Here is a 14,541-nt window from a genome sequence, read left to right on the forward strand (position 1 = left end):
GGGGCCGCGTGGGTGGGCTTCGGGAAAGTGTAAGATGACCCCGTGCAGCACACGATCCAGGCCGCGGTGTGGCAGGAGGCGGGGTGGTACATCGCGGATGTGCCGCAGCTCGGCGTCGTCACGCAGGCGACGACGCTGGATGAGCTGGTCGCGAACCTCCGGGAGGCGGTCGGCCTCGCCCTGGAGGGTGAGGCGCCGGAGGACCTCGGGCTCGCGCCGGATGCGGTCATCCTCGCCGCGATCGAGGTCGAACCGGCCGTTGCCCCGGCCTAGACGACTTTCGGGTCCGGAGGCCGTCGCGGCGCTCGAACGGCACGGGGTCCGGGTCGTGAGCGTCCGGGGGTCACACGCAAAGCTGCGCCGCACCGGGGCCGGGGGTGAGCGGCAGACGCTCGTGGTGCCGCTTCATGATGAGCTCGCGCCGGGAACCCTGCGGGCAATCGTTCGCCAGGCGAGCCGGTTTGTCGCCGAAGAGGAGCTCCGGGGTGACTTCTTCGCGGATTAGAGCTCGGCTTTGACGCGCTCGGCGAGGGCGCGGGTGAAGCCGACGGTGGCGGCGATCTCGTCGACGTCGGCTTCGCGGATGGCTTTGACGCTGCCGAACTTCTTGAGGAGCGCCTTCTTCCGCTTCGGGCCGATGCCGGGGATGGTGTCGAGGGCGCTCTGGATGCTGGACTTTCCGCGGACCTGCCGGTGGAACGTGATGGCGAAGCGGTGGGCTTCGTCGCGGATGCGCTGGACGAGGAAGAGGGCCTCGGAGCCGCGGGGGAGGATGATCGGCTCGTCATCGTCGGGGACGAAGATTTCTTCGTGGCGCTTGGCGAGGCCGACGGCGGGGATGTGGTGGACGCCGAGCTCCTGCATGACCTCGCGGGCGGCGGAGAGCTGACCTTTGCCGCCATCGACGATGACGAGGTCGGGGAGGTCCCAGTGCGTCGGCGGCGGGCGCGGCAGGCTCGTCGCCGTCGGCGGCAGCGGCGGCGGTGCGGGCGTGGCGTCCGAACCGGCGGCGGAGCACCTCCTGCATGGTGGCGAAGTCGTTCGCGCCCTGGACGGTTTTCACCCGGAAACGGCGGTACTGGTTGGGTGCCGGGCGGCCGTCGATGAAGACGACCATGCTGGAGACGGGGCTGGCGCCCTGGATGTTCGAGTTGTCGTAGCACTCGATGCGGCGGGGGACGGCGGGCAGGGAGAGCTCCTCGCGGAGCTGGTCGAGGGCCTGTTCGGTCTTGCTGGCGTCGGCGAGCCAGCGGACGCGCGCGAGGGCGAGGGCTTCGCGGGCGTTTTCCGCGGCGAGGTCGACGAGCCGGCGTTTTTCGCCGCGCGCGGGGACCCGGACTTCGACGCGGGCGCCGCGCTTTTCGGTGAGGAGGGCTTCGATGGCGGCCCGGTCGTCGGGCTCGAGCGGGACGGCGACGAGTTTCGGGGTGTACTGGGCGCCTTCGTAGTACTGGAGGAGGAAGTTGGCGAGGACAGCGGCGTCGGGCTCATCGCGGACGCCGGCGAGCATGAAGCTGTCGCGGCCGATCATCTGGGTGCCGCGGATGAAGAAGACCTGCACGCAGGCGTCGTCGCCGTCGCGGGCGAGGCCGAAGATATCGGCGTCTTCGTTGCGGGTGGTGGCGACGTGCTGGCGCTCGACGGTGCGTTCGATGGCGCGGAGCTGGTCGCGGAGCTGGGCGGCGCGCTCGAACTCGAGGCGCTCGGCGGCTTCGTCCATCTGCGCGCGGAGGCGGCGGAGAACGTCGTCGGCCTTGCCTTCGAGGAAGAGGATGACCTGCTGGATGACTTCTTCGTACTCCTCTTTGGTGCAGTAGGCGGTGCAGGGGGCGATGCAGCGCTTGATGTAGTAGTCGAGGCAGGGGCGCGGGTCGCGGCCGGTGATCTCCTTGGTGCAGGAGCGCCAGGGGAAGAGTTTCTTGGTGAGGTCGAGGGCGGCGCGGACGGAGCCGGCGCTGGCGTAGGGGCCGAAGTGGCGGGCGCCGTCGTTTTCGATGCGGCGGGTGATGGTGACGCGCGGCCAAGGGTTCTGGACGTCGATTTTCAGGTAGGGGTACCGCTTGTCGTCCTTGAGGCGGATGTTGAAGAAGGGCTGGTGGCGCTTGATGAGGGTGGCTTCGAGGAGGAGGGCCTCGCCGGGGTTCGAGACGACGATGTACTCGAAGTCGTCGACCTGTTCGCGGAGGGCGCGGGTTTTCGGTTCGAGGCCGTGGGGCGAGCCGAAGTAGGAGCGGACGCGGTCGCGCAGCCTTGCGGCCTTGCCGACGTAGATCACCTCGCCGGCGGCGTTCCGCATGATGTAGACGCCGGGCCGCGCGGGGAGCGCAGCGAGCTGTTTCCGCAGCTTTTCGGAGATGGTGGAGGAGGCCACGGTTCCAGTGTAGCGATGGGCGGCAGCATCAGAGGATGCCGAGGAGTTCGAGGGCGGAGCGGGCGGCGAGGCGGTGGAGTTCGACGCGGCGCGCGAGCGGCTGGTCGAGCTGGCCCATTTCGACGAGGACGGGGGTGAGGCCGGGCACGTGCCCCCCGGCGGAGAGGGAGCTGCGGCCGCGGTTGGGCTGGCCGGCGGGGACCGGCGTCGCGGGGCGGCCGAAGCGGGTGCCGTCGCGGACGATCATCTGCTCGCGGCGGGAGACGAGGGGGTTCATGCGGTCGGCGAGCTGCTGGCCGAAGGCGGACTGGAGGGGGCCGGGGCCGACGGTGATGGTCTGGCCGAGGGCACCGGTGCCGGTGCCCGGGAGTTCCGCGTAGAAGGCCCACGATTCATGGAGGTCGAGGAGGAGGCTGACGGAGAATTCGCGGGCGGCTTCGAGGATGTGGTAGGCCATGCGCTCCATCGCGAGGGGGCTCGCCGGGTCGCCGGGGTAGAGGCGGTTGAGGTCGCCGATGTCGTCGAAGGTGCGGACGAAGGCGGCGATGGCGGTGACGTTGGCGCGGGGAAGGACGAGGAGGGTGCCGGCGGCGGGCTGCCAGGCGGCGATATCGTCGGCGGCGAGCCAGGCGCCGGGTTCGTTGCCGTGGACGCCGCCGAGGACGAAGGCCGCCGGGCCTGCAGCGCCGGAATGGTGGATGACGAGCGCGGTTTCGTGCGGCGTGCCGGGCATCAGCAGGCGCGTGTCGGTGCCGCGGGGATGGGGCGCAGGGGCCGGGGTGGGCGTCGGGAGGGGAGGTGCGGCCGTCGGCAGCGCGCCATGCTGCGTCTCGGCCGGTTCGGCGGCGGCGGGCGGGGACTGGGGAACCGGGGCGGCAGCGCCGCGGCAGGCAGCGAGGAAGCCCGCAGCCGGGAGCGCTGCGAGGACGCGGCGGCGGGCGAATCTCCGCGCCATGGGGGCAGGGATACGGCCCGCTTCGAAGAGGCGGGGTAAAGCGGGGTGTCAGGGCAGCGGGGCGGCTTCGAGCGCCGCCGTCACCTGCGCGTCGGTCACGTGGGGGAAGCTGCGATACCAGAGGCCGACGGCGTAGAAGGGGTCGGGGGTCCGGAGGGCGAGGCATTCGATCGCCGGGTAGCGGGCCGCGAGCTCGCCGCAGGCGCCGGGCGGGGCGACCGGGACCGCGACGACGACGCGGGCCGCCCCGAGCGCCTGCACAGCTTCGATGGCGGCGCGCATGGAGGCGCCCGTCGCGAGGCCATCATCGACGAGGACGGCAGTCCGGCCGCGGAGGTCGAGGGCGGGGCGCCCGGCGCGGTAGGCGGCTTCGCGGCGTTCGAGTTCGGCCTGTTCGTCGCGGGCGACGGCATCCATTTGCGCCGGGGTGAGCTGGAGCTCGGCCACGACATCGGGATTGAGGACGCGGACGCCGCGGGCGATGGCGCCGAAGGCGAGCTCGGGCTGGCCGGGGACGCCGAGTTTGCGGACGACGAGGACGTCGAGCGGGAGGCCGAGCGCGCGGGCGGCCTCGGCGGCGACGATCACGCCGCCGCGGGCGAGGCCGAGGACGACGGCATCCGGCGGGAGGCCGAGACGGCGGAGGGCTTCCCCGAGGGCGCGGCCCGCCTCGCGGCGGTCGGCGAAGCGTTCAGCCATGGGGGGAGTGTGCGCGGGGACGGCGGGGCCGTCGAGGTGCGAAGGGCGCGGCTTTGGCGGGCCGGGCGGGCCGGGATTAGTCGGCGAGGACGCCCTTCGCGGCGAGGCGGGCGCGGAGTTCGTCGAGCGTAGGAATTGGCTTGCCGTCGAGGCTGTCGATGGCGTCGATCACGTCGTCGGAGAAGTCGCCGGTGAACGCGATTTCGAGGAGGTCGGAGCGGTCGGGCTGGAGGCCCTGTTCGAAGAGCGGGCCGGCGAGGCGGACGATATCGTTCCAGGATGCTGCGGGCACGGGCGATCTCCGGGTGGTGCTGGGACCGCGTGGGGAGCCACCCGGTCGATGCAGGGCGGACGGGTCAGCGGCCGCCGAAGGCGTCGCCTTCGAGCGGGCGGTCGTAGTCGATGTAGGGCGGCCAGAGGGATTCGAGCTCTTTGCGGATGGGATCGCCTTCGGGGAGGTAGCGCTGGAACTGGGGTTCGACGTCGCGGCGGACCCAGCCTTTGCCGATGGTGTCCTTCTTGATCTTGTCCTGGAGGAGCATGAGCCCGGTCAGGAGGGATTCGGGGCGGGGCGGGCAGCCCGGGACGTAGACGTCGACCGGCAGGAGGGTGTTGACGCCGGGGGTGACGCTGTAGGCATAGGCGAAGGGGCCGCCCATGATGGCGCAGCCGCCCATGGCGAGGGCCCACTTGGGCTCGGGCATCTGGAGCCAGATGCGGCGGACGGCGGGCGCCATCTTCCAGGTCACGGTGCCGGGCACGATGAGGAGGTCGGCCTGGCGGGGCGAAGCGCGGAAGATCTCGGCGCCGAAGCGCGCGATGTCGTACCGCGGCGCGGCGGTGGCGATCATCTCCATGGCGCAGCAGGCGAGGCCGAACATGCAGGGCCAGAGCGAGGAGCTGCGGGCCCAGTTGAGCACCTGGTCGACGCTGGTGACGAGGATGTTCTGCTGGACTTCCTGCTCGACGTCGCTCTCAGTGCGCAGGGGCAGGGGCTGGTAGACCTTGTTCGGCTGTGCCATCGCTCGTGCAGTCTATCACAAAGGGGGCGGGCCCCGCGCGGGCGGGCGCGCCGGTCAGCTAGCGGCGGATGAAGGACTGGCCGTCGTTGATCGGCTCGTCGATGAAGATGTCGCCGTTGCGGATTTTGATGTTGTAGCCGCAGTCGGGATTGGTGCAGACCCACGCCTTGAAGTGGATGGGCGCACCCTGGCTGCCGAAATCGGAGAAGGGGACGAGGTCCCCATAGTCACATTTGCGGCATTTCGGAAACTGATACATCCCGTTCCTCCCCCAAAGTCGGGGATACTATGGCACGGCTGTCGGAAGGAGCAAGAGGGCGTGGATGGGGAAGGTTGGAGGTTGGGCGGGGGTCGTTGGTACCATGCGGGCTTTGGGATTTGGGAACTGGAGAGGCCTGAATGTCTGCTACTGCAGTCACGGTCCGGGTGCCGGCGACGAGCGCGAACCTCGGCGCGGGGTTCGATTGCCTCGGGCTGGCGCTCGACATGTTCGCTTCGGTGACGGTGACGTTTTGCGAGGCGGAGCAGCCGCCGACGGAGGACGTGGGCGAGAAGATGGTGATCTCGGCGGTCCGGCACGCGTACCAGCGGCTGGGGAAGCCGATGCCGGGGGTGCGGGCGCGCTACCAGGTGGCGATTCCCCTCGGGCGGGGGCTGGGCGCGAGCGCGGTGGCGCGGGTCGCGGGACTGCTGGCGGTGAACGAGTTCGAACGGCAGCCGTTCGACGAGCAGGCGCTGCTGGACATGGCGAGCGAACTCGAGGGGCACGGCGATAACGCGTGCCCGGCGCTGTTCGGCGGGCTGCAGGTGTGTGTGCAGGGCGCGGACGGGCATTACGTGCGGGCGGCGGCGCGGTTCCCGGCGGACGCGCACATCGCGCTGCTCATCCCGGACCATTCGATGCCGACGAAGGAGGCGCGGAAGGCGCTCCCGGACGTGTATTCGAAGGCGGACACGGTGCACAACATCGGGCGGGCGGCGCTGTTCGTCGCGGCGATGGCGTCGGGCCGGCTGGAGCTGCTGGCGGAGGCGACGGACGACCGGGTGCACCAGCGGCAGCGGGCCTCGCTCTTTCCGCCGCTGTTCGACATCTTCGCGGCGGCGCGCGCGGCGGGCGCGTATGCGGCGTGGCTGAGCGGGGCCGGCAGCTCGGTGGCGGCGATCTGCCCGGAGGAGCCGGCGCGCGCGGTGGCGAACGCGATGCTCGCGACGGCGAAGGCCGCGGGTTACGACGGCAGGGCGCTGGTGACGCGGATCGCCAGGGAGGGCGCGACCGTGTCGCGCGTGGAGCTCGTCGAGGCGTGATGCGCATCCGGTGGGCCGGGCCGGGCGACCTGGGCGTGATCATCGAGCTCATCCGCGCGCTCGCGGAGTATGAGCGGGAGCCAGAAGCGGTGCGGCTGGTGCCGGAGGTGCTGGCCGGGCACCTGTTCGGCGAGCGGCCGTACGCGGAGGTGCTGCTGGCAGAGGATGCGGAGGGCGTGCAGGGGTTCGCGCTGTTCTTCCACACCTTCAGCACGTGGGAAGGACGGCCCGGCATCTGGCTGGAGGACCTGTTCGTGCGGCCCGCGGCGCGGGGCAAGGGGTACGGGCGGGCGCTGCTGGCGCGGCTGGCAGCGCTGGCGCTGGAGCGGGGCTGCGCCCGGCTGGAGTGGGCGGTGCTCGACTGGAACGAGCCGGCGATCGGGTTCTACCGGGCGCTGGGGGCCATGCCGATGGATGAATGGACGACCTACCGGCTCACGGGCGAGGCGCTGGCGCGGCTCGGGGATGAGGGGCGGCGGGCCGGCGGATGAGGGATTTTGCTGAGTGACTGGCGCATCAAAGGTTGATTTGGTGGCGTGACACGGTGGTATAGTGGCCGACGGTGCCGGCGGGGTCCTGGCAGTGCTGCTGCCGGGGGCATCGTGACGCTTCCCCGTGACCAACACTGCGAGCTGGAGGACGGTCGCCCTTGACCGAGCCACTCCAGGTTGGCCAGTTCGCGATCGTGGATCACGAACCGGTCGACCGGGGGCCGAACGCCGGGACGTTCCACGGCAGGGGCCCCGCCGACGACCGCGTGGAACTGTTCATCGTGGCCGAGGGGACGACGCCCGCGGGCGAGGCCTTTGCCGGCCACGTCGTCTCGGCGATGGGGCAGGCGCTGGCCGGGCTCGATATGAGCTTGACGGGCATCCTGCGGCGGCTGTTCGCCGAGGCGGAGCGGGTCGTCCTGGACTGGAACCGGAAGAGCATCGCGCAGCACCGGGTGGCGCTGGGCATCAGCTGCTCTCGCGCGGCGGGGCGGGCAGGTGGTGCTGGGGCAGGCGGGGCCGGCGGCGGCGGTCGCGGTGCATGGCGGCCGCTCCGAAGTGCTCCGGCCTGATCCGCCGTTCGACCAGCCGATTGGGAGCGGCCGCGGACCGGGGCCGCTGCTGCGGCGGCTGGCTTTCGAACCGGGCGACCGGGTGGTGCTGCTGTCCACGCCCGCGCTCGCCGAGGTCGAGGAGGAGGTGCTGCGCGGCATCGCCGGGCTGCCGCTGGAAGAGGTCCTGCCGGACCTGTACCGGCGGGTGCAGCATCTCCGGCACGAGACGGTGCTCCTCGCTGCGCTGCCCGGCCGCCGGGAGGACCGGCCGGCCGCGGAGCCCGCGGGCGGCGAGACCGCCGAGACGGTCATCGACGCGACCCCGGGGGGCAGCGGGAGCGGCGAGGGGAGCCACGACGACCGGCAGTACCAGCCGAGCCTCTTCGTGGAGGATGACCGCCAGAACGAGCTGGTGCGCGCGCGGCGTGCGCTGGAAGCGGCGGCGCCGCGGCCTCTGCCGGTGCGGACCGGGGCGGCTGCGGCGGAGGAGGAGCAGGCCGAGGTGCCGCTGGCGCTGGCGGCCGGGGAGCGGCGGGCGCGCCTCGCCCGGGTAGTGGCAGAGAGCCGCGACCGCGCGGATCGCGCGCGGGCGGCGCTGGGCGACGCCGGCGCTGCGGCCGCCCGGCCGGCGTGGGGGAACGCGGCCGCGACAACCAGCGGCACGCCGCCTGCGCCGCGGCGGAACCCGCGGGCGCAGAGCTTCACGCGGAGCCTCGCACCGCCCGAGACGCCGAAACCGGGCCCCTCGGCGGAGGCGCGCGACCTGCCGCTGGTCGATGAACTCGCGGCGGAGCGGCGCGCGCGGCCGGCAGGCGGGGCGGTCTCCGAGCAGTCGGTGGCGCGCGAGGCCGGGTTGGCGCCGGGCAGCGGGACGCTCGTGCGCGTGCGGTCGTCGATGGGCGGCCGATGGCGCGGCAGCGGGTCGCTCGACCGGGCGCGGCTGGGGGGCTACACCCTGCCGCCGACGTGGGCGGTGATCATGGCGGGGCTCGCGGTCCTGCTGGTGCTGGTCGGCATCATGACCGTTCCCTCCATGCTGGAGGCCGACCGCGGCGCGGAGTACAGCAACCTGTTGAACGGCGCGGCGCAGAAGCTGGCGGTGGCGCGCGTGGTGGAGGACCCGGCGCAGCGGCGGGCGGCGCTGGTGGAGGCGCAGGCGCTGCTGCTGAAGGCGCGGGAGCTGCAGACGGGCGACCCGCAGGCGGAAACGCTCTTCAACGAGGTGGCCGGGGCGCTGAACGAGATGGACCGGGTCCGGGAGCCGGCGGCGGTCGAGACGATCACATCGCTGGAGCGGTTCGGCGAGCGGCCGGTGGCGCCCTCGCGGATGGTTGCTGGCCCCGACCACGTGTACCTGCTGGATGCCGCCACGCCGCAGGTCATCGAAGTGTCGCTGGCGGACGGCTCCGCGCGGGCGGTGTACGCGGAGGACGCGGGGGCGAAGCGGGGGCGGCCAATCGCGATTGCGCAGCTGGACGCGAACGACCGGGGTGTGCCGGCGCTGCTCATCATGGACCACGAGAACCGGCTCTGGGCGTGGGAGAACGGCCAGCTGACGGCGCTCGCCTTCAACGCACCCTCGGGGCTGGCGGTGACGGATATCGCGGTGCGCGGCCGCGACCTCTACGTGCTGGACGCATCGCACAAGACGGTGTACCGGTTCGCGCAGGAGCGGGACGGCTTCCCGAACCCGCCGGTGAAGGCGCTCGAAACGGGCGACCTCGCCAATGCGCGCCGGCTGTTCGTGGATATGGAGATCCTGACGGCGGACGCGGACGGCACGCTGCACCGGTTCATCGGCGGCGGCGTGGCGCTGACGCTGTCGCAGGCGGGCATCGACCGGAAGCTGGTCGCACCGGAGACGCCGCAGGCGCTGACGGACTCGGAGGTCGCAGTGCTCGACCCGGCGAACAACCGGGTGGTGGTGTTCCTGCGCGACGGGGCGTTCGAGCGGCAGTACCGGCACCCGGATTTCGCGGGGGCGCGGGCGTTCACGGTGCGCGGCGGCGAGGCGTACATCCTGAGTGGGGCTGCCCTGCGGCGCATCACCTGGTAGGACTGGCAGGAAAGGGCAAAGGTCCGGGAGAGATGGTCCGGATGGACTGGTGACGGGCCAATTCCGGCATGGCATACTCTTCCTGCAGTGCAGGAGACCAGTTTCGCTGGAATGGGAGAATTGACAGGTTCGCAGCGGCCGGAACCCCGCGCAACGGCCCGCGGGCTTCGCCGGTGGGTCTACGTGGGGCTGGGGAGCCTGCTGGTCGGCATCGGCATCCTCGGCATCTTCCTGCCGCTGCTGCCTTCGACGGTCTTCTTCCTCGGGGCGGCGGGACTGTACGGGAAGAGTTCACCCGGGGCCTACCGGTGGCTGACGACGAACCGGTGGTTCGGGAGGCACCTGCGTGACTACAAGGAGCAGCGGGGCGCGACGATCGGCGCGAAGGCGTGGTCGATTGCGACGCTGTGGGTCGGCATCGGGGTGAGCGAATACTTCCTCAACATCCCGTGGGTGCAGCTGCTGCTCATCGCCATCGGCGTGGCGGTGACGGTCCACCTGGTGACGCTGCGCACGATTCGGAACTGAGCGGGGCGGTCAGCCGGCGGGAGCGGCCTCGCTGGCGGCGCGCTGGAAGTCCGCGAGCAGCAGGTCCATGTCCTCCTGCGGGATTTCGTGGAGGTTGCCCTGGTAGGCGAGCGTCCAGTTCGCGCGGGGCCAGCGCTGCGTCCAGCGGAAGCGGTCGTGGTAGGGCTCGGCATCGAGCCAGCGGTCCTCGGGGAGGACGACGACGGGTTCGATGCCGGCGCGGTAGGGGTAGAGCTCGTCGGGCTTCTTCGCGCTCTGCCAGATGCGGGTGTGCTCCTCGACGACAGGTGAGGTGACGCGGCAGATGGCGGCGAACTGCTTTCGGCCGGAGACGTAGAAGGCGAGGAGGTCGCCGGGCTGGATGCTGTTGGCCATGTTGCGGCGGGTGCTCTTGAAGCCGTGGCGGGTGAAGCCGAGGGCGCGGGTCGTTTCGAAGATTTCCGGGGAGCCGACGACGATCCAGTTGCGGGGCATTCAGGTCTCCGGGGCGAGGGTAGGCAGCAGCGGCGGTTGCCAGCTTCCAGTGTAGCCGCGGACCAGGACATCGGGCGGGAGCGGTTCGATGACGACGGATTCGAGGTGGAGGAGCGGGACGGCGGCGCCGCGCGGGATGAGCGGGATGCCGGCGCTGCCGAGGATGCGGGGGCTGACGTAGGCGTGGACCTCATCGACGAGGTCGGCTTCGAAGAAGGAGGCCAGCACGGTGGGGCCGCCTTCGACGATGAGCGACTGGATGTTGCGCTGGCCGAGGGCGCGGAGGAGCTGGCGGAGTTCGAGGCGGCCCTCGGCGCGGTCGAGTTCGATGAGGGCTGCGCCCCGGCCGACGAGCGCCTGGCGCCACGCGGGCGGCGAGCCGTGGGCGGTGGCGACGATGACGGGCCCGCCGGGGGCGAAGACGCGGGATTCGGGCGGGGTGCGCCCGCGGGCGTCGAGGACGATGCGGACCGGCTGGCGTTCGGCGGGCGCTCCGCCGGGGCGGGCGGTGAGGGCCGGGTCATCGGCGAGGATGGTGCCGCTGCCGACGAGGATGGCGTCGGCCCGGTCGCGGTCGCGGTGGACGCGCTCGACCGCCGCGGGCCCGGTGAGCCAGGTGACGCCCTCGGCGGGGGCGCCGACGGCGCCGTCGAGGCTCACGGCGAACTTGGCGATGACGTACGGGAGGCCGAGCTGGCGCCACTTGAGGTAGGGCCGGAGGAGCTCGGCGGCAGCTTCGGCGCCGTCGCCGATGTCGACCTCGATGCCGGCGGCGCGGAGGCGTTCGATGCCGGGGCCGCCGACGTGAGGGTCGAGGAGGGCGACGACGACGCGGCGGACGCCGGCAGCGATGATGGCGTCGGAGCAGGGCGGCGTGCGCTTGCCGGGGAAAGGGACGCAGGGTTCGAGCGTGCAGTAGAGCGTCGCGCCGCGGGCCGCATCGGCGGCTGCCGCGAGGGCGGCGGCCTCGGCGTGGGGGCCGCCGTAGGGCGCGGTCGCGCCGCGGGCGATGATCACCCCGTCGCGGACGAGGACGGCGCCGACCCACGGGTTGGGGGAGGTGCGGCCGCGGACGGAGGCAGCGAGGCGGAGAGCCTCCTGCATGAAGGGGGAGGGGTCGCTCACGCGCTCAGGGTAGCGAAGCGGCGCAGAACGTGCGTGCGGGGCGCCCCGCAGGACGCCCCGCACGACCCCGGCGGTAGCCATGCCCCGCCGCCGGAGCCTCAGTTGGGCCGGAGGAACCAGCTCCCGGCGATAGTTGCGAAGCGGCTGGGCTGTTCGAGGTTCACGAGGTGGCCGGCATCGAGAACGGTTTTCGCCTCGCTGCCGGGGATGTTCGCTTTCCAGATCGGGATGTAGGCGGGCGGCACGACGCGGTCGCCGCTGGCGCCGACGAGGATGGTGGGGGCTTTGATGCGCGGCAGACGCTTGATGACGCCCGTATCGGGAATCGGCCACAGGAACTTGGCGGCGGCTTTGAGGTCCTTCATCTCCTGCACGTAGTTTTCGAGCGGGTCGACGGTGCCGTCGCGGAGGATGAGGTTTTCGCGGCGGGCCGGGTCGGCGAAGAGGACTTCGGTGGCGCGGAGGGGGTTCTGGGCGAAGGGGTCTTCGCCGCGGATGGCGTCGTCCCAGATGCCGATCGGGGTAAAGAGGGCGAGCCTGTTCACGCGGTCGGGGCGGATGGCGGCGAGCTCGGCAGCGATCCAGGCGCCGATGGAGTGGCCGACGACGTGGACGCGGTCGAGGCCGAGGGCATCGAGGAAGTCGACGTAGTGGAGGACGAGGTCGAGGCCGGAGTCGAGATCTTCGAGCCCCTGGCTGGGGCCCCAGCCGGGGTGGTAGGGGGCGAAGACTTCGAAGCGGGTGGCGAGCTCGTCGATGGCGGGCTCCCAGCCCTGGAGGCCGGCGAGGTGGTGGAGATAGAGGACGGGCTCGCCGGCGCCGCCGCGGAAGAAGTGGACGGGGACGCTGCCGGGGCGGAGGGTGATGGTGAGCTGTTCCATGGCGGTGCTCCCTGGCGTCTTCGGTGTGGTCAGGCCTGGACGGGCTGGCGGATCGGCCGGGGCTCGGCCATGAGCTGCGCGGGCAGGGGTTTCGGCGACCAGCGGTCTTCGTAACCCTGCCAGAGGTGGCGGAGGCGGGGCATGACCTTCTCGGCGAAGAGGCGGGTGCTCTTCTCGCACTTTTCGCGGGGCATGTCGCCGATGTGCAGGAGGCAGAAGACGTGGCCGACGCGGAGGGAGGTGATGAGGTGCTCCATCTGCTCGGTCACCTGGTCGGGCGTGCCGGCGATGAGGAAGCCTTCGTCGACGCACTGGCGGAAGGACTTGCCGACGGCGCCGCCGGAGGAGACGCCGCCGACCTGGGCCTTGAGGCCGGCGAGGATGGTGGCTTCGGTGCGGTACCCGGGGGCGTCGGCGAAGCCGGGGTAGATGTGGAGGCAGCGCTCGAAGAAGTACTTCGCGTGGGGGAAGTAGCTTTCCTCGGCTTCAGCCTCGGATTCGGCGACGATGATCTGCTGGGCGAAGGAGGCCTGGTAGGGGTTGAAGGGGAGGCCGAGCTCAGCGACGCGGTCGTGGAAGCCATTCATGAGCTGGGCGGCGCGCTTGAAGCCGGAGAAGCTGAGGTAGGAGTAGTTGTAGCCGCGCTCGGCGCAGAAGTCCCACGTTTCGATGGAGCCGCCGCCGGGGATCCAGATGGGCGGGTGCGGCTTCTGGATGGGGCGGGGCCAGATGTTGACGTAGCGGAGCTTGTTGAACTTGCCGTTCCAGGGGAAGACGTCGGGGTCGGTCCAGGCGCGGATGATGAGGTCGTGATTCTCCTGGTAGCGCTCGCGGAGGGTGGCGGGGTTCGCGCCGAAGGCGTAGTTGGTGTCCATCGAGGTGCCGACGGGAAAGCCGGCGATGAGGCGGCCGCCGGAGATGACATCGAGCATCGCCATCTCCTCGGCGACGCGGGTGGGCGGGTTGTAGAGGGCGATCGACATGCCGAGGAGGACGATGGAGACATCGCGCGTGCGGCGGGCGAGGGTGGCCGCCATGAGGGCGGGGGAGGGCATGAGGCCGTAGGCGTTCGCGTGGTGCTCGTTGACGCCGATGCCGTCGAAGCCGAGTTCGGCGGCGAATTCGAGGAGGTCGAGGTAGTCGTGGTAGATCCGGTGGCCTTTCACGGGGTCGTAGAGGCGGGAATCGACGTCGACCCAGACGGAGCGGTGGTTCTGCCGGAAGTCGTCCGGCAGGTAGGGATAGGGCATGAGGTTGAACCAGTGGAACTTCATGCCGGGCCTCCCGATGGGGATGTTTTGCGGGAGGCTAAGGGCCCGCGGCGGCTGGCGGAGACGGCCGAACGGCCCTGCCGCGCGGGCCGATGGGCTACTCGTCGGGGGTGAGTTCGTAGGTGCAGAGGGAGTCGCCGGCGAGGCGGTGTTCGACGCGCGTCACGGCCATCCCGGGCAGGACGGCCCGGAGGACGGCGCACTCGGCATCGCAGACCTCCGGCACCTGCGCGGCGAGGCGGACGAGGGGGCAGTGGCGGAGGACGATGCGGGCCGCGCCTCGGTCTTCGACTTCGAGGCGGGGGAAGTAGCCGTACCGCTCGAGGAGGTCGATGACGCCGGCGAGGCGGGAGTGGCGGGCGGCGGCGGCGATGTGATGTTCGGCGAGTTCGGCCTGGCTTTCGACGACGCGGCCGAGGACGCGGTCGAGGAGTTCCGGCGATTCGCCGCGGATAGCGGTGATGAGCGCGACGGCGATATCGGCGTACTGGTGGGGGAAGAGGCTTTCGCCGCGCGGGGTGAGGCGGAAGACGTGGCGGGGGCGGCCGGGGCCTTCGCGGACCTTGGTGAAGCTGACGAGGCCCTGGGCTTCGAGGGAGAGGAGGTGCTGGCGGACGGCGCCGGGGGAGAGGAAGGTTTCGCGGGCGAGCTGGTCGGTCGTGGCTTCGCCGAGGGCCTTGATGGCCATGACGAGGGCCTGCCGGGTGGGGGTCAGATACTCGAGGCTCCCGCCCTGCGGCGAATCGCTCCCCAACACGGGGGCAACGATACCGTCAGGTTGCAGATAGCGCGAATCTCCGGAGGTTTCT

Annotated in this window: 18 protein-coding genes and 1 pseudogene; 7 read left to right on the forward strand and 12 right to left on the reverse strand. The window is 71.5% G+C overall.

The window, feature by feature from the left end:
* Nucleotides 1-42: 42 nt before the first annotated feature.
* The gene (locus tag O0235_RS03175; protein ID WP_270057096.1) at nucleotides 43-273 is read left to right on the forward strand and encodes a type II toxin-antitoxin system HicB family antitoxin; all 231 of its coding nucleotides are present in this window, start codon (nucleotides 43-45) and stop codon (nucleotides 271-273) included.
* Nucleotides 221-505: a type II toxin-antitoxin system HicA family toxin gene (locus O0235_RS15635; RefSeq protein ID WP_373324364.1), complete on the forward strand. Its 285-nt coding sequence runs from the start codon at nucleotides 221-223 to the stop codon at nucleotides 503-505. The genes O0235_RS03175 and O0235_RS15635 overlap by 53 nt, the downstream gene beginning before the upstream one ends.
* Here O0235_RS15635 and O0235_RS03180 read toward each other — a convergent pair.
* The 7 genes and pseudogenes from O0235_RS03180 to O0235_RS03210 form a co-directional block, all read right to left on the reverse strand.
* Nucleotides 502-975, reverse strand: coding sequence for a helix-hairpin-helix domain-containing protein (locus tag O0235_RS03180; protein WP_308445675.1), 474 nt, complete (start codon nucleotides 973-975; stop codon nucleotides 502-504). The genes O0235_RS15635 and O0235_RS03180 overlap by 4 nt on opposite strands.
* A 64-nt stretch (nucleotides 976-1,039) precedes the next feature.
* Nucleotides 1,040-2,296, reverse strand: a pseudogene (gene uvrC / locus O0235_RS03185) (excinuclease ABC subunit UvrC); the annotation flags it as partial.
* A 103-nt stretch (nucleotides 2,297-2,399) separates the two neighbouring features.
* Complete coding sequence (locus tag O0235_RS03190; RefSeq protein ID WP_270057097.1) at nucleotides 2,400-3,326, reverse strand: M14 family metallopeptidase; 927 nt, start codon at nucleotides 3,324-3,326, stop codon at nucleotides 2,400-2,402.
* Nucleotides 3,327-3,374: 48 nt separating this feature from the next.
* Nucleotides 3,375-4,025 (reverse strand): phosphoribosyltransferase, encoded by a 651-nt coding sequence (locus O0235_RS03195; protein ID WP_270057098.1) that lies wholly within the window; start codon nucleotides 4,023-4,025, stop codon nucleotides 3,375-3,377.
* A gap of 76 nt (nucleotides 4,026-4,101) precedes the next feature.
* Nucleotides 4,102-4,317 (reverse strand): hypothetical protein, encoded by a 216-nt coding sequence (locus O0235_RS03200; protein WP_270058106.1) that lies wholly within the window; start codon nucleotides 4,315-4,317, stop codon nucleotides 4,102-4,104.
* Between the two features lie 64 nt (nucleotides 4,318-4,381).
* The gene (locus O0235_RS03205) at nucleotides 4,382-5,047 is read right to left on the reverse strand and encodes an NADH-quinone oxidoreductase subunit B (protein ID WP_373324365.1); all 666 of its coding nucleotides are present in this window, start codon (nucleotides 5,045-5,047) and stop codon (nucleotides 4,382-4,384) included.
* Nucleotides 5,048-5,105: 58 nt separating this feature from the next.
* A complete protein-coding gene (locus O0235_RS03210; RefSeq protein WP_270057099.1) occupies nucleotides 5,106-5,306 on the reverse strand; it encodes a hypothetical protein in 201 nt (66 codons plus the stop codon).
* A gap of 140 nt (nucleotides 5,307-5,446) precedes the next feature.
* On the opposite strand from O0235_RS03210, the gene thrB reads away from it, so the two are divergent.
* From thrB to O0235_RS03235, 5 genes are all read left to right on the forward strand, one after another.
* Complete coding sequence (gene thrB / locus O0235_RS03215; RefSeq protein ID WP_270057100.1) at nucleotides 5,447-6,352, forward strand: homoserine kinase; 906 nt, start codon at nucleotides 5,447-5,449, stop codon at nucleotides 6,350-6,352.
* Nucleotides 6,352-6,843, forward strand: coding sequence for a GNAT family N-acetyltransferase (locus O0235_RS03220; protein WP_270058035.1), 492 nt, complete (start codon nucleotides 6,352-6,354; stop codon nucleotides 6,841-6,843). The genes thrB and O0235_RS03220 overlap by 1 nt, the downstream gene beginning before the upstream one ends.
* A gap of 158 nt (nucleotides 6,844-7,001) precedes the next feature.
* Entirely contained in the window at nucleotides 7,002-7,415 is a 414-nt protein-coding gene (locus O0235_RS03225; RefSeq protein ID WP_270057101.1) for a hypothetical protein, read from the forward strand.
* Nucleotides 7,402-9,453 (forward strand): NHL repeat-containing protein, encoded by a 2,052-nt coding sequence (locus O0235_RS03230; RefSeq protein WP_270057102.1) that lies wholly within the window; start codon nucleotides 7,402-7,404, stop codon nucleotides 9,451-9,453. The genes O0235_RS03225 and O0235_RS03230 overlap by 14 nt, the downstream gene beginning before the upstream one ends.
* 111 nt (nucleotides 9,454-9,564) lie before the next feature.
* A complete protein-coding gene (locus O0235_RS03235) occupies nucleotides 9,565-9,981 on the forward strand; it encodes a YbaN family protein (protein WP_270057103.1) in 417 nt (138 codons plus the stop codon).
* A gap of 9 nt (nucleotides 9,982-9,990) precedes the next feature.
* On the opposite strand, the gene O0235_RS03240 is transcribed toward O0235_RS03235, so the two are convergent.
* From O0235_RS03240 to O0235_RS03260, 5 genes are all read right to left on the reverse strand, one after another.
* The gene (locus tag O0235_RS03240) at nucleotides 9,991-10,455 is read right to left on the reverse strand and encodes an EVE domain-containing protein (RefSeq protein WP_270057104.1); all 465 of its coding nucleotides are present in this window, start codon (nucleotides 10,453-10,455) and stop codon (nucleotides 9,991-9,993) included.
* A complete protein-coding gene (gene ribD / locus O0235_RS03245; RefSeq protein ID WP_270057105.1) occupies nucleotides 10,456-11,580 on the reverse strand; it encodes a bifunctional diaminohydroxyphosphoribosylaminopyrimidine deaminase/5-amino-6-(5-phosphoribosylamino)uracil reductase RibD in 1,125 nt (374 codons plus the stop codon).
* 98 nt (nucleotides 11,581-11,678) lie between these two features.
* Nucleotides 11,679-12,461 carry an alpha/beta fold hydrolase gene (locus O0235_RS03250; RefSeq protein WP_270057106.1) on the reverse strand — a complete coding sequence of 261 codons (783 nt, stop codon included), beginning with the start codon at nucleotides 12,459-12,461 and terminating at the stop codon, nucleotides 11,679-11,681.
* 29 nt (nucleotides 12,462-12,490) lie between these two features.
* Nucleotides 12,491-13,735, reverse strand: a complete 1,245-nt coding sequence (locus O0235_RS03255) for an LLM class flavin-dependent oxidoreductase (RefSeq protein ID WP_270057107.1) — start codon at nucleotides 13,733-13,735, stop codon at nucleotides 12,491-12,493.
* A 94-nt stretch (nucleotides 13,736-13,829) separates the two neighbouring features.
* Nucleotides 13,830-14,489, reverse strand: coding sequence for a helix-turn-helix transcriptional regulator (locus O0235_RS03260; protein WP_270057108.1), 660 nt, complete (start codon nucleotides 14,487-14,489; stop codon nucleotides 13,830-13,832).
* Between the last annotated feature and the right edge of the window lie 52 nt (nucleotides 14,490-14,541).

This window comes from Tepidiforma flava (assembly GCF_027594505.1).
In the GTDB taxonomy this organism is placed as follows: domain Bacteria; phylum Chloroflexota; class Dehalococcoidia; order Tepidiformales; family Tepidiformaceae; genus Tepidiforma; species Tepidiforma flava.